The sequence below is a fragment of the Cyanobacterium sp. uoEpiScrs1 genome (assembly GCF_947331815.1).
Taxonomy (GTDB): Bacteria; Cyanobacteriota; Cyanobacteriia; order Cyanobacteriales; family Microcystaceae; genus Rippkaea.
Genome location: NZ_OX373462.1, coordinates 196,149 through 216,617, shown reverse-complemented (window position 1 = coordinate 216,617; position 20,469 = coordinate 196,149). Strand labels below are relative to the sequence as shown.

11 protein-coding genes and 1 tRNA gene are annotated in these 20,469 nt (G+C 32.9%); 6 read left to right on the top strand and 6 right to left on the bottom strand.

The annotated features are described in order from the left end of the window. Nucleotides 1-1,303: 1,303 nt before the first annotated feature. Nucleotides 1,304-3,928 (bottom strand): ATP-dependent chaperone ClpB, encoded by a 2,625-nt coding sequence (clpB, locus tag OXU93_RS00725; protein ID WP_267383925.1) that lies wholly within the window; start codon nt 3,926-3,928, stop codon nt 1,304-1,306. A 712-nt stretch (nt 3,929-4,640) separates the two neighbouring features. After that, nucleotides 4,641-5,456, bottom strand: a complete 816-nt coding sequence (locus OXU93_RS00720) for a glycosyltransferase family 2 protein (protein ID WP_267383924.1) — start codon at nt 5,454-5,456, stop codon at nt 4,641-4,643. Between the two features lie 1,280 nt (nt 5,457-6,736). On the opposite strand from OXU93_RS00720, the gene recQ reads away from it, so the two are divergent. After that, nucleotides 6,737-8,863, top strand: a complete 2,127-nt coding sequence (gene recQ, locus OXU93_RS00715) for a DNA helicase RecQ (protein ID WP_267384721.1) — start codon at nt 6,737-6,739, stop codon at nt 8,861-8,863. Nucleotides 8,864-9,544: 681 nt separating this feature from the next. Here the strand turns inward: recQ and OXU93_RS00710 are convergent. Beyond that, on the bottom strand, nt 9,545-9,880 hold the full coding sequence (locus OXU93_RS00710; protein ID WP_267383923.1) for a hypothetical protein: 336 nt from the start codon (nt 9,878-9,880) through the stop codon (nt 9,545-9,547). Between the two features lie 160 nt (nt 9,881-10,040). Between OXU93_RS00710 and OXU93_RS00705 the strand changes: the two genes are divergently transcribed. The 3 genes from OXU93_RS00705 to gloA all read left to right on the top strand — a co-directional run bounded on the left by OXU93_RS00705 (nt 10,041) and on the right by gloA (nt 11,727). Next, a tRNA-Ile gene (locus OXU93_RS00705) sits at nt 10,041-10,113 on the top strand. A 524-nt stretch (nt 10,114-10,637) separates the two neighbouring features. Next, on the top strand, nt 10,638-11,243 hold the full coding sequence (gene pyrE, locus OXU93_RS00700; RefSeq protein WP_267383922.1) for an orotate phosphoribosyltransferase: 606 nt from the start codon (nt 10,638-10,640) through the stop codon (nt 11,241-11,243). Nucleotides 11,244-11,322: 79 nt separating this feature from the next. After that, the gene (gene gloA, locus OXU93_RS00695) at nt 11,323-11,727 is read left to right on the top strand and encodes a lactoylglutathione lyase (protein WP_267384720.1); all 405 of its coding nucleotides are present in this window, start codon (nt 11,323-11,325) and stop codon (nt 11,725-11,727) included. Nucleotides 11,728-11,989: 262 nt separating this feature from the next. Here the strand turns inward: gloA and OXU93_RS00690 are convergent, their stop codons facing one another. The 3 genes from OXU93_RS00690 to OXU93_RS00680 form a co-directional block, all read right to left on the bottom strand. Continuing rightward, the gene (locus OXU93_RS00690; RefSeq protein ID WP_267383921.1) at nt 11,990-12,298 is read right to left on the bottom strand and encodes a DUF3181 family protein; all 309 of its coding nucleotides are present in this window, start codon (nt 12,296-12,298) and stop codon (nt 11,990-11,992) included. A 1,473-nt stretch (nt 12,299-13,771) separates the two neighbouring features. After that, nucleotides 13,772-14,971, bottom strand: coding sequence for a tetratricopeptide repeat protein (locus tag OXU93_RS00685; protein ID WP_267383920.1), 1,200 nt, complete (start codon nt 14,969-14,971; stop codon nt 13,772-13,774). A gap of 1,298 nt (nt 14,972-16,269) precedes the next feature. Beyond that, on the bottom strand, nt 16,270-17,859 hold the full coding sequence (locus OXU93_RS00680; protein ID WP_267383919.1) for a glycoside hydrolase family 57 protein: 1,590 nt from the start codon (nt 17,857-17,859) through the stop codon (nt 16,270-16,272). A 296-nt stretch (nt 17,860-18,155) separates the two neighbouring features. Between OXU93_RS00680 and OXU93_RS00675 the strand changes: the two genes are divergently transcribed. Together OXU93_RS00675 and OXU93_RS00670 are read left to right on the top strand one after the other, a co-directional pair. After that, nucleotides 18,156-19,334: a histidine kinase gene (locus tag OXU93_RS00675; protein ID WP_267383918.1), complete on the top strand. Its 1,179-nt coding sequence runs from the start codon at nt 18,156-18,158 to the stop codon at nt 19,332-19,334. A 92-nt stretch (nt 19,335-19,426) separates the two neighbouring features. Further along, complete coding sequence (locus tag OXU93_RS00670) at nt 19,427-20,119, top strand: hypothetical protein (protein ID WP_267383917.1); 693 nt, start codon at nt 19,427-19,429, stop codon at nt 20,117-20,119. The last annotated feature ends 350 nt before the right edge of the window (nt 20,120-20,469 follow it).

The following is a 20,469-nucleotide window of genomic DNA, read 5'->3' as shown; positions in this document are numbered from 1 at the left end:
AATAGTTTTTAAAGCCATTAATCTTCTCATTTAAAGAGGCTACCCAAATAGTTTATCAACCATATATATTAAATTTTTTATATTGATGGATTTATAAAAAGTTCTAATATACTTAGAGTTAAAGTAATAGAATTACCGGTAAAAAATATTTTACTTTATAGCCAAAATATCACTTACTTATCTCTCAACCTAAATACTTTTTTTATCTCTATTACTGTTATTTCATTGATCAACAATTATTAATATATTCTTACACTATTTTAAACAGTCTTTTGCTGCATCAGATTACTTATAGTTATTAGTTTAAAATAGTTTATCCAATATAGAATTTGTTCAAGAGCAAGCTTAGGACTCTGAATATCTAACTATAAGTAATTCTTCTTTTCTACCATCAAGTCTATATGATAATGATCACCTATAATATATCTCTGATAATCGATAAACTTATAGCAGTAGTTATATTAATATAATGAGCAATACAGTGAGAGTAAGCAATCATCAACAATGTTTCACTCTATACATACATTTCTACTTAAAAATTATCAAAAAAGTTTATTATAGAAACCAGTTTTTCAAAACCAGTTGCCATTGTAATTACGGACACATCTTGTCTTTCTTGTACGGATGTAAAACTTAACAAAGCAATCTAATCCCATGGGAGGTCATCGCATAATATAGTTGCCCAGAGGTTGAATACTCTTTGAAAAGCTGCAATATATATCTATTTTTCTATAGATTACGGTCACTTCATTAAAAAACAAGCAAATCTAGTAACCACTTCATTTTCACGAAAAATAGTATAAGTTTTAATGCTCGTAATGTTTTGATCTTTGTTCTCTGAGTTTGATAATTGATTGCTTAGAGAAGAAAAATTTAGCAGCCAATTCCTTAGTACTTAAGTTCTTTATATTCTTATAGTTGAGACTTCAATGCTATGCTTTTGTGATGAGATTTTAAAATAATCAAAGGTTTTATACAATTTACTATCTTCAAAAAAGATAGTAAATTGACTCAAGATTTTGGCACAAACAAAATATCATAAAAGGGAGATTTAGTTTATCAAATACACTTAACAAAAAAGATAGATACTTATAAATAGGGAAATTGAATTAATCAACATACTGATTACCCTTACCATCCATAAATTTGATTGACTTATATATAAAATTGAAGTCGCCCAAGCTAAACAGCTAAATAATCAAACAAATTTTGCCATCTTCTATTCTAGGATTACTACTCATATAGAACTGTTTAAAAACCTAATATTAAATTACTTCATTGTTGATTTTAATCATATCTTTTTCTAATTATTTTTAATAAATTCCAAGTTATTATTTCGACAATCAATGATAACTCGATCACCACAGACAAATCTGTTTTCTAGTATTTTTGTTGCCATGGGGTTCTCCAGTTCTCGCTGAATAGCTCGTTTTAAAGGACGCGCTCCATATACCGGATCGTAACCGGAATTAACAATATAGTCTAGGGCTAAATCTGTTAGCTTAATCCTGATTTTTTGCTCTTTAAGTAATTTTTCAATTCGTTCAATTTGCAGACTAACAATCTGCCGCAATTCAGCCTTCTTAAGTGTATGAAAAATAATCAGATCATCTATACGATTCAGAAATTCTGGGCGAAAATGTTTGCGTAATGACTGCAAAACCCCTTTACGCATTTCCTCGTAATCTGCACTACCTTGTGTAAGGTTAAGAATATGGCTACTTCCTATATTACTAGTCATCACAATAATAGCATTACGGAAGTCTACTACACGTCCTTGAGAGTCAGTGATACGTCCATCATCGAGGACTTGCAAGAGAATGTTGAAAACGTCTAAATGAGCTTTTTCTATTTCATCTAACAACACTACACAATATGGACGGCGACGAACTGCTTCAGATAATTGACCCCCTTGCTCATACCCTACATATCCAGGAGGTGCACCTACCAACCGAGAGATAGTTTGTTTTTCCATATACTCAGACATGTCAATACGAACCATTGCCTCTTCTGAGTCGAAGAGAAAAGCAGCTAATGCCCTAGCTAATTCAGTTTTCCCTACCCCTGTAGGACCCATAAACAAGAACGAACCAATAGGACGAGAAGGATCCTTCATTCCAGCCCTAGCACGACGGATAGCAGCAGCAACGGCTGCTACAGCTTCTTGCTGTCCGATCACCCTTTCATGTAAATGTCCTTCAAGTTTAAGAAGTTTTTGACGTTCAGTAGCTAATAAACGATTGGTAGGAATACCTGTCCATCCAGCTACAATTTCAGCAATATCAGAGTCAGAGACTTGTTCTCGGAGTAGGGTTTTTCCCTGCGTCTGAATATCAAGAAGTTGGGTTTCTTTTGCTTCTCGTTGCCGTTGAACCACCTCTAATTTACCGTATTTTAATTGGGCAGCTTTATTAAGTTCGTAAGCCCTTTCTGCTTGTTCAACTTGTAGACGTAGCTGTTCTTCCTCTTCTTTGAGAGTATTAATGTCATCAAGTATTTGCTTTTCTGACTGCCATTGGGATGCAAGTTGTTCGTGTATAGCTCTCAAGCTTTTTATTTCTTGTTGAATGCCTTCTAAGCGTTCTTTAGAGGCGCGATCAATGATTAGTGTGCCTCGTTGTTCTTCTCCTTCTAAGGAAAGTTTTTCCATTTGTAATTGCATTAAACGACGATCAACATCTTCTAATTCAACCGGTTTAGAGGTAATCTCCATTTTTAACTTAGCTGCAGCTTCATCTACTAGGTCAATGGCCTTGTCTGGTAAAAAGCGATCAGTAATATAACGATGGGAAAGAGTTGCTGCCGCTACCAATGCTGAGTCAGTAATTTTGACCCCGTGATGTACTTCGTAACGTTCTTTGAGTCCACGTAGAATTGAGATAGTATCTTCTACACTCGGTTGTTTAACATATACTTGTTGAAAACGCCGTTCTAGCGCAGGATCTTGTTCAATATGCTTCCGATATTCATCTAAGGTTGTTGCACCAATACAGCGCAATTCTCCACGGGCTAACATAGGTTTTAAGAGGTTGCCTGCATTCATTCCTCCTCCTTCACGAGAGCCTGCCCCCACAACTGTATGAAGTTCATCTATAAAAAGGATAGTTTCTCCACCAGATTGGGTTACTTCTCGCATTACAGTTCGTAGACGTTCCTCAAATTCTCCTCGATATTTTGCCCCCGAAATGAGACTCCCCATATCTAGAGAGATTAATTGACGACCTTTGAGTGACTCAGGAACATCCCCGTTAATGATGCGTTGGGCTAGTCCTTCTGCGATTGCAGTTTTTCCGACTCCTGGTTCTCCAATCAGAACGGGGTTATTCTTTGATCTACGGGAAAGGACTTGAATTACACGACGAATCTCTTCATCTCGGCCAATTACAGGGTCAAGTTTTCCTTTTTTTGCTTGTTCAGTAAGGTCTCGTCCATATTTCACCAGAGCTTCATAGTTATCTTCCTGGTTAGGCTTAGTAACTTTTTGTGACCCTCGAAGTGCTCTTATCTCTTTTTCTAAGTCTTGAGGATCGAATTGAAAACTCTTTAAGCAACGCCGTCCAATACGTTCATCTTCGGCAAACCCCATTAATAGATGTTCAACGGAAATATATTCATCTTGCCAACTTCCACGAGAAGCCTCAGCACGATCCAACATCAGATCTAGTCCCTGTCCTAAATAAAGTTGATCGACAGTAATTAATTTAGATTGACGATCACCAAAAGCTTCTAATTGTTGTTGTAATCGAAGAACGTTTAGGTTTGCTCTTTCTAAAATACGAACAGCTAAACCATTTTCCTGCTCCAACAGGGCTAGAACAACATGTTCCACTTCCAAAGTTTGATTTCTAAAACGTCGGGCTACGTCTTGCGATTTAACGATTGCGTCCCAGGCTTGTTCTGTAAACTTGTTTGAATCAGTTGGCTGCATTATTGGCTTAATTCCCTATGGGTAAGGCAAAAGGCAAAAGTTGATGAAAATATAGTTTCAACTTATCCCAATAATCCTATTTTAATCGGTAGTATGATAGGCGGTGGGAAGAAGCACAATTCTAATTTCCGATCTTGTTAAGTTTTCCTCAAAGTATAGTAGAATTTGACTCTTATCAAGGGATAACTTAATGGGATATCAATTTTTATTAAATAGTTTTTTAACTATTGGCTAGACAACTTATAAGAAGATTTTAGTTCTTTTAACCTAATAACTTTTTCTCATAAGTCCGTTTTCTTCTTTGATTTGAATTGCTAGCTTTATTATCTATAAATACATATTATAATTACGTTTCAGTAGACAAAAATGTAGCAATCTTAACTTTTATCACTCCTATTACGTTCCTAAACAATTTAATTAACAAAATAAAATGACAGTAATTTATTTATTTATTTATTTGAGCTATATATCTATACGTAAAAGCTAACTAATAAATTATCTAAATATATAAATTAATTATTATTATTTTTAGTTTTATCGATATTTTTTAATTCCTTGTCCAATTTTATATTGCTAGAATTATCGGTTTGTAGCAAGGTTTTGAACCTGCTTAACACGCCTAAGTCAAAGTTTGCTACAAACCTAGATTTTTATGCACCATATGCACTATTTTAACCGTGTCAGTTTATTAATCTCTAAATTTATATCTCCTTTAATTTGTTGCCCAAAATCTGATAATATACCAGAGAGCTTTTACTCCATCTGTCCAATTAATCTTCTTCCCTTCAGCATAAGATCGCCCATAGTAGGAAACTCCTGCTTCATATAAACGCCAACGACGACGAGACTTAGCTACCTTGACGGTAAACTCAACTTCAAAACCAAAGTCATTACAAATGAGTTCTATATCATCTAATACTTCTCTTCGGAACATTTTTGTACAGACTTCAATATCTGTTAAAGTTGTGTTGCAAAGTAAATTAATAAAGTTAGAAATAACTTGATTACCTAAGAGGTGGTGAAAGTATAGAACTCTATGAGGTTCGCCATAAAAACGGGATCCATAAATTACATCAGCACACCCCGCCTCAATTAATCGCCACATCCGTCCCCAGTCTTGGGGATCATATTCTAAATCAGCATCCTGAATCAGGATAACCTCACCTCTAGCGGCTTTAAACCCAGTTCGTAAAGCAGCCCCTTTCCCTTGGTTACGTTTATGGAAAATTACTTGAACATCAATAAAAAAACAATCAGAAGATGTCACCTCTGATCGAGGATGATGAATTTCACTTTCTGGTTTCTCTTGAACTATCAATTGTTGATTGCTATTAAGTCCAATTTTTACTCCTTCGCTATTTGCTTGTCTGAAGGTTTGTACTAACCATTCTCTGCTTCCATCAGTTGATCCGTCATCAACTAGAATAATTTCTTTGGTAATTCCTGGAAGTGCTTGAGCTACCTTGATTACAGCGGTTTCTATAGTATGAATTTCATTGTAAACAGGAATAACGATCGATAGTTTCATAAGAGATATCCTCACACACCCTTTCAATGGTTGATTTTATTTATTGACCTAAATTTACTCTTTTTTCTCCTTGCTTATACCAGTTTGTTTCTAGTTATTGCAATACTTATAAAGATTTGGTGTAAGTCAATTACAGCTTATAAATAAAGTTCAATGCTAGATATTAGCGCAACTAATATAGATTGTCATCATAGTAGAGAAGAGTTCTTTAAAGTCAAATTTTAATGGCTAACAATATTGGAATTTCTTAGACACTGATACAAATATCAGATAAATTTGGAAAGTAGAACAAAATTGTAAACTTTCTTGAGTTAAAAATATTTAAACATAACATGGATTATATTAAGTTGAATTATGTTAATCAGTTTCACTGATTCCCAGTAAATTTTACTTGTTATTTGGGGAGTAAGAAGTAATTAGTATAAACTCTTATTAAGATAACTTACAAATATCTATTAAAAATAATATTTAGGCATGAATAATTTTATCAAATAAATTATACGTAAACTACAAAATATATTCATATTTGATTATTAGTCAGTATAATATAAACTCAACAGTTAATAAAATGTATTGCTTACATTTTTGGCAATGTGTTTTATATAAATTAAAGTTACATAAAACCAATTACAGTATATTCTTTATCAAGAACAATAAAAATAGTTTTTATAATTAAGAAATATGGTGTAATTATACGATTTAACTTAAACAGTAGTAGTTTCCATAATATAAGTAATAATTTCTTGTTAGATTTTTATTGAACTTATATAAAAGATAATATCTTATGACTAATATAATTTATTATAAAAAGTATTTTTATATAGCTTAAAATTATTTATGGATTGAACATAAAAAAATAATAGGTAATATCTTAAGTTACATAAGCATTTAACTTTATTGAATACAATTTATATTCAAGCTAAAAATAAGTCAATCATAAGTTAAAATCTATTCATAAATATGTTTTAGCCTTAAATTGAGGAATAGTGCAGACACTAACAGACATCAAGAAAATAGAAAAACTTAGGAAATCAAGTCTAGAAGTTAATTGTACTTTTGGATGATACCATTTCTACCACAACCAGATTGTTGCTCAAATCCGACAATTAAATTAATAAAGCATACTCTTACATTATTAGTTTTCATGTAATAGTTAAAGGTGATACTATCGAATACAATGAATAAAATGTAAAGCGAAAAGCTCATTTTATATAAATTAACTTGTTGACTTGGAGTGTTAGGAGAAACAATAGCCACTCCTTATGATTTTTTATATTATGATGTCTCAATCTAACTATCTCAAAAAGTCCTTAAGATATTTCTTTGGCTATAGTAGTTTTCGTCCTGGACAAGCAGAAATTGTCCAAGAAGCTCTACAAAACTACGACTTATTAATCATAATGCCTACAGGAGGGGGAAAGTCTCTTTGTTTTCAACTACCTGCTTTACTTAAACCGGGTCTAAGTGTAGTAGTTTCTCCTTTAATTGCCCTTATGCAAGACCAAGTAGATACTCTATTAGATAATGGTATTGGAGCAACCTTTCTAAATAGTAGTCTCAGTCCTCAAGAAATACACTCCCGTGAACAAGCAGTTGTTCATGGAAAAATAAAACTATTGTATGTGGCTCCGGAAAGACTATTAAATAAAAAATTTGCACCTTTTTTAGGCTTTATTTTTAAAAAAATTGGGATTTCTGCTTTTGCAATTGATGAAGCTCATTGTGTCTCTGAATGGGGGCATGATTTTCGTCCTGAATACCGACAATTAAAGCAACTTCGGGAATACTATCCGTCTGTCCCTATGCTTGCTTTGACTGCAACAGCCACCAAGCGGGTACAAGAAGATATAGTTAAGCAGTTAGGATTAAGACAACCGAGAATTCATATTGCTAGTTTTAATCGTCCCAATCTTTACTACAATGTAAAAGCTAAAGAACGCGATAGTTATAATGAGTTACTAACTTATATTCGCCGACAGAAAGGTGCAGGAATTGTCTATTGTCTCAGTCGTCGTTCAGTAGATAAAATTGCATTTCATTTACAGAAGGACGGGGTTGATGCTTTACCCTATCATGCAGGCATGGATGATAAGACAAGAAGATTAAATCAAAGCAGTTTTATCCGAGATGATATACAAGTGATAGTAGCAACTATTGCTTTTGGGATGGGCATTGACAAATCCGATGTTCGTTTCGTCATTCATTATGATTTACCCCGTAATTTAGAAGGTTATTATCAAGAATCTGGACGAGCAGGACGAGATGGAGAATCTGCAGAATGTACTTTATTTTTTAGTTTGTCTGACATTAAAAAAATTGAGTATATAATTAATCAAAAAAATTCTCCTCAAGAGCGAAAAATATCTCGTCAGCAGTTACGTCAAATAGTAGATTATGCGGAAGGTATTGACTGTCGCCATACTATTATCCTACGGTATTTTGGGGAAAAATTACTAGGAAATTGTGGTAACTGTGATAATTGTCTTAGCCCAAAACCAATAGAGGACTGGACAATCGAAGCACAAAAATTTCTTTCTTGTGTTGTTCGTTGTAATGAAAAATTTGGCATGACTCATATTATTGACGTCTTACGTGGATCAAAAAAACGTAAAATTGAAAAATATGGTCATCATCTTTTATCAACTTATAGTATTGGAAAAGACAAAAGTTCAGCTGAATGGAAAATGCTAGGAAGGTCTTTAATTTATCAAAATTTATTAGATGAAACTAGCGATGGGTTTTCTATTTTAAAACTAAATAAAAGTAGCTGGGAAATATTACGAAAACAAAGAAAAGTAGAGATTATAGTTAATAAGAGAGCAGTCTCAAATATTTTGACAAAGAAGAAATATGTGGCTACAGAGACTGAATTACTATTTGATCGCTTAAGAAATTTACGTAAGCAATTAGCAGATAATAATAATATAGCCCCATATATTATTTTTTCTGATTCAAGTTTAAAATTAATAGCTCAATTAAAACCTAAGAATATACAAGATTTTTCAAAAATTTCTGGGATAACTGATTTTAAAATAAATCAATATGGAGAAGAAGTTTTGTCAGAAATTAGGTCTTTCTTTCAAGAAGAAAATAATAAAAATTCCTTATCGGTTCCCAGCAATAGAATTACTTTACAGCTGTATAAAAAGGGATTAGATCCAGCAGAAATTGCTAAAGCAAGAGGGTTGAAAGAAAGTACAATTTACTCTCATCTATCTGAATTAATTGAAGTAAGACAACTGGTCAATATTGATGAATTGGTTACTCCAGTCAGACAAAATGTCATTATTCAAGCCATCCAAAAAATTGGGGACGGTTTCTTGACGCCTATTAAAGAATATTTAGGAGATGATTATAGCTATAGTGAAATTAAATTAGTTCGAGCTTTATATCGGAGGGAACAATAGTTTTTATACTTTTTCAGTCAAATAAGAACTAATTATTTTTATTTAACTCAAATCTAACCTGGTTAGTTCATTTGCTAGATTGTATTCCGACAGTAAATTCTCATTTGAAGAGATAGCAAATAGACCCATCGTAATTTAGTCCTAATCTAGTTGCTAAGTTCTAATCTCTCAACTGTAGGAAATGATAGGCCATTCTGTCTGTAGTCTACTGGTAAAATATTTTTATATCTCTATCTATAAAAACTTTGAATAATTACTTGTACAAAGTTAAGATGTAAAAATAAATTATTCCTACTATTTAGATATCTAATTATTGTAAAAGTAAAGAACTAAAACAATAGAAGGGGAAAGCTTCTTATCCAGTGGAATAGAAATTATTAGACTTCACCGAGCTGTATTTGACAATTTTAGATGTTTAACTCTATAGTTTTTGGACTTACCATAGCCGCCCAATTAGGAGCATGATAGTTTATTTTGATAAATCTTATACAATTACTCTTAGAGAATACTCTCTTTTATTAAAAATACACTAAAACCCAACTACTCAAATTTCTAAATTATTCCAATTAACTGCTACCAGTAACTTTTCCTCTTACTGCTGGATTTGATAACTTTTTATATTCCTAAACTATATTGAATTTTTATATATCAACTGTTTGCTAATATCTGGTTGGACTTAGATTAATCTGAGCTGTTCTGTGAACTCTTGTCAGATTGTTTTTTTTTATTTTTTTCTGATAAGAACTTAGAACCAGATTTTTTTTCTTGAGCATGAATATAATCATAAACTTTTGTCAAAATTATTTTTTCATCTACTGGCTCGAATTCAGTAGGTCGAGTGGATAATTTTTTTACTTTTGTTAATTTTTTAGCTGGATTAGCAGTTGGCTGATCAACTCCCTGTAATGCTTTATATCCTGCTTTATAAGCAATATAAGCACTAGCTGTACTGACTCCAGACATAACCAACAGAAGTGGTATAGCCCATTTAATACTAAAACCAATTGAGATTGTCATAATTAATAACTGAGTTAATTATTCAAAAATACGAAAGAAAAACATTAGATAACGTTGATCACGGTACTCATGTACAAGTTATAATAGAGCTACAATAAACATACTCCTTGATTTATAAGAAGTCAACTAGAGCCGTCAACTTCTTACAAGTCAGTTGTACCCAGGGTTGGCCGAGCGGTTGAGGCAGCAAACTCATAATTTGCCCCAGGCAGGTTCAACTCCTGCACCCTGGACTTTTACTTCCTCGCTGGCAAGAAGTAACTCAGAGTTTTTAACTTTTTGGTGTTAGTTTTGACATAAGGATAGTTGATTTATAGATAGGGGAAGTTATACTGTACAGAGATATCAAATAAATTAAGTGAATCAGATAATGGCTCCTGAATCTGTAGTTTTCTAATTAAAGGTATCTCAATGTAGAGTTTCAATGATTTTATAATTATTGATCATAGATCAAATTCTTTAATATCTAATAAGATCTAGTTGATAGGATAAAAATCCTGCAATTATCCCACGTTCTAAATCTATAGTAAAAATGTTTAAAAATCTTCAAATTCAACTTAAGATTGACTTACAGGAGTCGATCTAATCAATAATATGGTTCAATAAAACATCACCCTAGGATTTTGTTGTTAAGGATATTATCCAAGGTACGGCCCGATTATAATGAAAATTCAAACTTTAAACTTAAAGTATTTAGCTTTCAAGTCTCAACATTAGAGATAGAGACTCATTGTTAACAATTTTTTAGCCCTTTACTATGCAATCTAATTTTATTAATACTTTGTGTGTTAAAAAAGCTGATTTATCTGTCTTACGTCAATATCTTTTAAGATTATTCATTGATTACGCCTATGCTGAAGGTGATTTTCTTTTATCCTCTCAACAAAAAAGTGCCTATTATATTAATGGAAAACAAGTCACTCTGAGGCCTGAGGGAGCTGTAGCAATTGGTCGATTGTTATTCCCTATGTTACCTGAAGATACCCAGGGGATAGCCGGACTAACCTTGGGAGCTGATCCTCTTGTTACTAGTGTTAGTATGATTTCTGTTTATGAAAATCGTCCTATTCCTGCGCTAATAGTCCGCAAAGAGCCCAAAGGGCATGGAACACAGGCTTATATTGAGGGACCAATTCTTGAAAATGGAGCTGAGATCGTGGTCTTAGAAGATGTGGTAACGACAGGTAGGTCTGCTATGTTAGCGGTAGAACGGTTACAAGCTGTGGGTTATCAGGTTAACAAAATTATTGCCCTTGTAGACCGTGAACAAGGAGGAAGTTCTCATTATGAATCCCGAGGGCTAGAGTTTGAATCCGTCTTTTCAATTTCAGAACTCCAGAAAGCTTATCAAGAACGGCGTTAACAGTAAATAATGAACAGTTGATAATATCACGGTTAACATGAAGACAAGGAAATACAAACCAGAGGAACATGAATTGCCTATGCGTATATTACACGCTATGCTACGAGTTAATAACTTAGATGAATCCCTCAAGTTCTATTGCGATATTTTAGGGATGAGATTATTGCGCCAGAAAGACTATCCAAGCGGTAAATTCACCTTAGCTTTTATAGGATATGAGGATGAGTCTGAAAATACAGTCATTGAATTAACCTATAATTGGGGCATAGATTCCTACGAACTTGGGAATGCTTATGGACATATTGCTCTAGGGGTTAACGATATCTATAAAACTTGCGAACAAATCCAAGAACTTGGAGGAAATGTAACCCGGAAGCCAGGTCCTATGAAACATGGTTCAACAGTTATTGCTTTTGTTGAGGACCCCACTGGTTATAAGATTGAGTTAATTCAATTAAGTTCTCACAGTTCAATAGACAAGTAACTACAATAAAAAATGCCGGTTTTTAATGAAAATCAATAAATTATCTTAGCTCTCCGCCCACTATAAGGTGAAAGAATTCCCAAATATACATTATTGCCCCAACATTTTTCTCCATGCCTTAATTATAGCTCTTAATGTTTATTCCCAGGATTTACCCCTGACCTTATAGTGGGCGCTGTCTTATCGGGAAGATAAATAAGATAGTTTCTATTATCAATCAGGAAATAGGGTTTTTAGATTTTACAAATAATTCAACACCCAATTATTGATTACGTTGATACTCTTGGAGAATATCGATTAAGGTTACCTGACATTGAATCGGTAATAAATCAACTAGAGAAACTTTGAGTTTTCCTCCCCCTAAAGGAACTTTGATCTCACGAAGAATAGATAGGACTTTGGCTTCGCTTAACTCGTTATTTTCTACAAGAGGATAAACCTTTTCAGCTACTTTGGTATGAAGACGAGCTTCTGCAAGATAAAGGTGCCATTTTGTGATATCGATATAGACATTTTCACCAATTTCAGTAGCGAGAGTTTCAATTGCTTGGACAGTAGTAAAATTAGTCATGAGATTCTCCAGGGCGATTAGCTACCACCTCAATATAAAGTGAGATGACTTAACGACTGATAATATTATCGCTCATGTCTTCGGTAAACTAAGGAATCAGGGTCAACTTGACTTAATCTGAAATGATAAAATTCTCATCATGCCAAACGCCAGAGCTAAAAATGAGGGTAGTCTTAGTATTAACTGCAAAACTCATTCGATAATTGAGAAACACAACTCAAAAATAGTGTAATCATATTTTCGATGTTAATTAAAAGGCACAACAAATAATTTTAGTAGTTAGTTTAGAGCGACTATTTTACATCATTATGTTACTTTATTTATTTTTTTATATACATCAATCATCTGCTTTTTATATTTAGTAATTATTTTTTGTTTTGGATAATATGTATTGAGGTCAATTGTTAATATATTGCTTTTTATTTTTAATATTTAAATTAATAATAATCCTCTTTGTATATCATCTGTTTCATATGAATTATTAATTATAGATTTAAATTCTTTTAATTCTGTTTGTATAGACCAGCAAATTAAGTTATTATTGTAATAATATTAGATTTAATTCTCATTCTAGAACCTATTAGATAAGAATTAGTTTAGACAACTAAATTCAATTAGTTTTAGATTAAAAAGTACTGTTTGGAAATCAAATTGTCAACTATTCATAGAATGTTAATCTTCGATAAGTCAACAAATCATATTGTACACATTTAACAAAATAACAATATAAAAATCCTGTATTTATAAATTTAAATAGTTTATATATAAACTATTTCTAATATCCTTAATAGGATTACCTGAAATAACTAAGTAGTTGAAAGTTTTATAGTTACAGTTTAATAATACGTCTACGTATACGTTAGACAATCTATTTATGTATATTGATTCTGACTAAGAACAATTAATACCAAACTTAATTAATAAGATAGCTCAAACATAAACTAAATTGAAGTTAATTATGGATAGCTAAATAAATATAAATAAGTCCAATATTCAAGATTATCCAAAAAATATTTATATTAACACTTAATCAATAAATACTTACTTTTTTATAAGTAAATTTACTATCCTATTTTCTTGAGAAGAATACATATATTTTTATGGAGAGATACTTTATTTATCTAGTCACTTATTGCGTCAGTCCCTTAACTTCTTAATCTTTTATATAAAAGTAATGTGTTTCAGTATCAAAATTAAAATTCATACAGAACAATTTTAGTTTTTTTACTACTCAAATAATTAATAAGTTCAAAAGCATTATTAATTGAACATTAGTCTTATTTAAGTCGCGGAAATAGATAAACTTAATTATAAAGTCCACAGCTTTAAATGAGTTTAATAATTTACACAATGGTTTAATTTATTTTTATCAAACAAATAGAATAGAACTAAACATGCGATAAAATTACAAAACAATACTTTATAATTTTTACTTATAGTTAGTTTAAAAAATCTATAATTATTGTCCCAGGTTCATTCTTTCCAAATTCCTAATTTTTTTAGCTTACTTCGTAACTCCTCAGCTTCTTTATAAGAATTTTGTTCCTCATAAAGATTAATTGCTTTTCTGAAATTTTCTACACTCTCAAGTACCTTTTTAAGCTTAAATAAAACTACTCCCAAATTCTGATACGCAGCCGCATAATTTGGACTTAAAGATAATAACTTTTTATAAATTGTTTCTGCATCAGTTAATTTCCCCATAGCATTGAGAGTTATAGCAAAATTATAATATCCTGTAACAAAACTAGGGTCGATTTGTATAGTTGTTTCATAGGCTTTAGACGCACTTTTGAAGTTACCCATTGATTGTAAAGCAACGCCTAAATTATTGTAGGCTCCTAATTTTAAAGGAGGCATTATTTCTTGATCAAGAGCTTTTTGATAATGCTTAATAGCCTTATAATTATCTTGTTGTCTTGTGTAAGCATTACCTAAATGGTAGTGTAACTCAAATAAAATATGAGTATTGGCTTTATTAGATTTTAATGCCTGTTTTAGTAATTTTATTCCAGATTTTTCTTTGTTTATTTGTAAATATAGTGCACCTAATTTACTACAAACATAGGGATCATTAGGATGATCTTTTATAAAATTCTCCATTGCTTGTCGTGCCTTTTTATATTTATCTAAGGAAGTGATAGCTTTAGGATTATAACCATAATGAAATACTGCTATCATCGGAAGTTCTGCTATTTTCCAGTTAGATTCTCGTTTTAATAACTCACTAACACTGTCATCAATAATGGCATGGTAAGGGCGAGAAAATTTAACTGCTGGATGCCTCCTAAATAATCTGGAGACCAAAGAATAAGGAGACTGAGATGCACCAATTTCATGACGAACTAAATTAATTACTAAATTGTTCTCATCAGCGATTGCTTCTCTGATTTGATAGGCAATTTTTTGATTAAATACTTCGTCAGCATCTAGAATTAATACCCAATCGCCAGTAGTATAATTAAGGGCTGCATTGCGGGCAATAGAAAAATCATTACACCATGAAAAACAAGGAACTATTGCTCCAAATTTTTGAGCAATTTCCACTGTTTTATCGGTTGATCCAGTATCCATTACTACCATTTCATCTACAATATTTTGAACACTTTCTAGACATGTAGTTAGGTTTTTTTCTTCGTCTTTAACAATCATACAGAGACTGAGTTTTGTCATAGCTTTTTATTTTTTAAAAATTTGGGGAATTGATTGATCTTGAGTATTTCATAATAGATAAATTATCTATCAAAAACTTGGGTAATATCAACTTTAACTTAAGTACTCTCTAGAGCAAATTTATTTAAGCTTAGTAAATTATTTACATAATTAATTAATATTTTTTTGGTTGAGCTATTATATTCATCTTCAATACTAATACAAACAAATATTAAATGTAAAGAATCTTTGTTATAAATTTTACTTTAGGTATCAATGTTTACTAATCTATACCTTTATTTTTATCTGCTCTTGATCGTAGTTAATATTTTTAGAGGCTTTCCATCTTTCTAAATTATTTTGAGTTTATTTCTTGTTAGCATATATCACAGTAGTGATAATTCTAGCCCAGAACATAGTTGTCCATGAGAATAAGTTTTTACCTAATTATAAATCAGAATGGACAGTCTATAGGACAGAATAAAAACATGATAATGGTTCTCGAACAGATTCATAGTAGATTTAATTTTAGGTAAACACGTTGCAACATTGTTTATGTACTATACATGAAATAATAAAAATTTATGTAATTGCACTCAGCTTTTTAAAATATTTAGCTTTGACAAACTCTCTCTTCCCGAGTTACTTTTAAAACAAGTTAAGATTTAAGTATTTAATAAAGCCCTAGCTTATCCTTTATTAGTATTAGATTATACTATTACTAGTGAAATTACTGTTAAATAGATAAATAACGTGTTAAAGAATATTTATCTGAACATAGTAGTATACCATCGAGAGTTATTATCGGAAATAATTTGATTCTATAAGAGGTAAAACTCATTAGTGTAAACTAACAAATATCAACCAGAACTTTGTTCAATAGTAGTACATCAGTAAATTATCGTGTCGCCGATACGTCTAATAAACTAGCATTAACAGTGTGCTATTCAGTTTAGGTGATTTTGGGATCAATAATGACAGAATAACCACTATTGTAATTTTCGTTACCATCTTAGCAGTCTTCCTAAAAAACTTAATGCCATAAAACAATTTAAACCATTCAAAACAAAGAAAAATAAATAGACTATATTGCCATGTGAAATAAGGAAGATATCAAATAGAGGGTAATAATTATTAGTCTCTATTTGATATCTTCTAAAGTTAGCGTAGGTGAACTACGTAGTATTACCACCCTATTGAATTTATCCAGTTTTTAATTATTGTCGCCGATGAAAAACTATACTTTGTCTCTACACATATATCTAGTCTCAAGTATTTGTATAAAATATTAAGTACTTCAATTATATTCAAAATCAACCTCATAAGGGTCGGTAGACTCGATAGTTAATTTGAGGAAAAATATTATCGATCTTCTCGACTTTCTCTAACCAACCAGAGTCGATTTTTTGTGCTTTAATATCATCATAGATTTTATTAAAGCGAAGTAAATGAGATCGCGTCCTATGGACTGCATAGGGAACCATAGTTCCTGTCCGCATAATAAATGCCCAGTCGGAAGATTGAGCTAGAAGTAATTCTCGTGCAGCTTGATTTAGTGCTTTCTGTTGTAATCTATCAGAAGCTTCTAGGTTACTAATTTCAATCATCCGTTCTATAGCCTTGTGAAGATGTGGATAAATCCAAGCATTGGTATGATTTAACCAGTATTCATGAAACCCCTTATAACCCCAACTTGACTGAGAAGGACGACAGACCTGTTGAGTAGGATTACTCTGTAGATATTCTGCTAAATGAATCATACTGAAAGTATTTTGTTCGTACCAAGCCTTACGGAAAAGACAATCGATAAACCAAGGGCCTTCATACCACCAATGACCAAATAACTCCGCGTCATAAGGAGAAACGACAATAGGTGCACGTTGCATAATTGCCGCCAAATTACTTATCTGTTGTTTTCTATTGTATATGAAGTCCTCCGCGTGTTCCTCGGTTTTTTTCTTAGCCCAGTAAGGATCATAAAGAGCCTTGTCGGAGAGTTCTGCCTGACGACTAGTAATTTTATGGTATTTAATACCTGTATTTTTCCTTTGACCATTAGGCATGATATAAGGTTTGATATATTCGTATTCAGCTTCCCAGCCTAAATCCTTGTAAAATTCTCGATATTCAGGGTCTCCTGGATATCCTACTTTAGAAGACCAGACTTGCTGAGATGATTCATGATCTCGACCAAAGGCTGCTACTCCAGTTTCGGTAAAAATAGGGGTATATGTCCCGTAACGAGGACGAGGACGAGCATATAAAATACCATGGCCATCTAGGAGAAAATAACGTAAGCCAGCATTAGCCAACATTTGTTCTAATCCCTCATAATAGGCACATTCAGGCAACCAAATTCCTTTAGGAGAACGGCCAAAATTCTCTTCATAATGTTCGCAAGCCACTTTAATTTGTGCCCAGACTGCTTCGGGATACATTTTCATCAAAGGAAAATATCCATGAGTCGCACCACAAGTGATAATCTCTAGGTTATTGCTATCAAAAAATTGTTTAAAAGCAAAGACCAAATCACCATTGTAATATTCCCAAATCTCCCTAATTTTGGTAAATTCTATAGCATAATATTCGGCTAAGTAACGAAGATGTCCATTCTGTCCGTTACGGATAATTTCTTTTTCAATAAGTTCTTGTAACCGAGCTAGATGCCTATCATAGCGTTTTTGGAGCAAGGGATCTCTAAGCATAGAAACCAAGGAAGGTGTCATGCTCATAGTCATTTTAAAGTTAATTCCATCCCGTTTTAATCCTTCAAAAACACGAAGGAGGGGAATATAAGTTTCTGTAATGGCTTCGTAGAGCCATTCTTCCTCTAAAACATAGTCACTTTCTGGATGACGAACAAAAGGTAAATGAGCGTGGAGGACGAAGGCAACATAGCCAAAAGCCATAATAGTTCTGAAGATTTGATAATTTAAGTTTTTTTGTTTGAACTTTAAGATATAAGTCCCATAGATTTTATAGTCTCTTTAGATTCTAAAATAGAAGAGGCATGAAAAAAATTATTTGTACATTTAGCGTGCCTTCTTCGACTATTTTTATCTGATGGGTGTAAATCGGAGAGATTTGGCTTTCTGACTTAATTGTCTAACTATGCCAATAGACATTAGAATCAATCCAATTCGGTGTCTTCAAGTCCTGTTACCGATCAACTTGTTACCTTGTAAGCTTATAGTTTTGACTTCCAGTGCTAGAACCTACCAACCTCGAAACAACATTTGGATTTGACAGATCCTCATCGGTGTCGATTCAGCTTTTGTTGTTTATCGATAAGCGTCCAAGCTCCCGTGAATACATTCAAAATATTCAACATTACTTTAAACAGCTAAAATCTGATTTTTCATATCAACTGCAAGTCATTGAAATAGCTGAACACCCCCATTTAGTGGAGCATTTTCGTCTTGTGGCTGCTCCTGCTCTAGTAAAAGTGTCTCCAGCACCTAGACAAATCCTGGCGGGAAGCAATATTGTTAACCAACTTAGAAAATGGTGCCCGAGATGGCAATTAGCCCTTAAAGAAAGTGGTCCTGAGACTAGCAACAATGGAAAGATTCAAAAACAGGACTCTCCCAAACTGATTAACTCTTTAAGTCATTCGGCTGAACTAATGCGGTTATCCGATAGAGTTTTTCATCTTAATCAAGAAAAAGAGGAACTTATACAACAGCTGAAATTTAAAGAGCAGGTTTTAGCAATGCTCGCCCATGATTTGCGAAGTCCTCTGACAGCTGCATCTATAACAGTCGAAACTCTTGAACTCGCTCAAAATCATCAGCATCCTCAATTTAGCGTAGAACTAAAGGAAGAACTTTACCAGCAAGCTCGAAAACAATTTCGTATCATGAACCGTTTGATTACGGATATATTACAAGTATCACAGACTATGAAAACGGAGTTAGATGTTCATTACAATGATGTCTTATTACAGGTATTATGTGAAGAAATCCTCAAACAGTATACGAATTTATTTAAAGAAAAGTCCTTGATTTTAGTCAGAGATATTCCTCAAGATATCCCCCAAGTTTATGCTGATGAAGAATTAATTCGCCAAGTGATCGTCAATTTATTAGATAATGCAATTAAATACACTCCGTCAGGAGGGAAGGTCACTGTTTCAATTCTCCACCGCACCTCTCAGAAAGTTCAGGTCAGTGTCTGTGATACAGGGCCAGGGATACCCGAAGAGGAGCGGGAAAGGATTTTTGAAGGTTACTTCCGCCTCAAGCGTGATCAAGAAAAAGAAGGTTATGGATTAGGCTTATCCTTATGTCGAAAAATTATTCGTGCTCACTACGGGCAGATCTGGGTCAATAGTATTCTTAACCAGGGTAGCTGTTTTAAATTTACATTACCCGTCTGCCGTTAATGAATACCCCAAAGGTAAAGGTTTATTGATGAAGGTGTTGGGTTTTCAATTCCCTAAGCCTGCCAACATATCGCTGTATTTTAAATCTCGAAATGCACAAGGTTATTATTATTGTTAATGCTGAGGTAAACGCACAAGGAGCTATTTCTCTAGGTTCCCCTGCGACAAGAACTATGGTAAAAGCTCTGCAAAGGGCTATCTCGGCTGATTCTGACTCGACCGAGGTCGACGTTATCTCGGCCGCTTCCTTGTGGTCTAATAGCTTGACTTGTTCAAAATCCAACTCCGATCTAATTTACTGTCCCCTAACTATTGAGATTCCCCCTAAATTTTCATTTCCCGTGCAAAAACTTTATCAAATTTGTAAAGATATTCCAGGTCTACGACAATGGGTTGAACAAAATTTAGGATACAAAACCAGTATTCGAGATTCTTGGTTAGGAGATTTGTGGTTGCCTATTGTCGTGACAGGCAAACAAATGTTGTATAGTTCAGTCATTGGTGAAGGAGCAGTTCCCAATTCTTATGAACAGCCAATTGAATTGGACAGTAAATTGGAGAACTCTCTTCATTCTCTAGCTCGGGACTTATTAATTTCTCTTGAAGCCCCCCCCTCAGTTTATCTAATGCAGTTCCGCTTATTGAGCAATGAGATCATTTTTGACCGACTTTGGCCGTTTCCTGCGGCTCCAGCAATTTCTTCCTTGAGATATCAACAACCAGATCTATTTATTTGTTATTGGTATTGTCTCACTCAAAAACCTATTGTACGGGTGACAACTTAATGAGTTAAATTAGCTCGAGTTTTGATACTCACTTAAGATTTTGCCTTCCTATCTCCAATTTGGACAAAATTAGAGATAGGAAAGTAACGCAATCAATAATTTCACTATTTTGATACGATTATAGAAAAGTCTAGATAGGTTTTAATTATTACTCAACTTATACACAGTCTTTTTAATAAAATTCCTCAGGACTGGAATATTATTAGGATATTTCTTGTATATTAGCTACTTAAACTAGAGTGATTGCAACTTCACGACTCTAATTTAATTAAGATGTTGATGAACGGTTACAGTTTTTTACAGAAGTCTTAGTCTAAGATAATCAACTCAACTCAATAAAATACTATTGA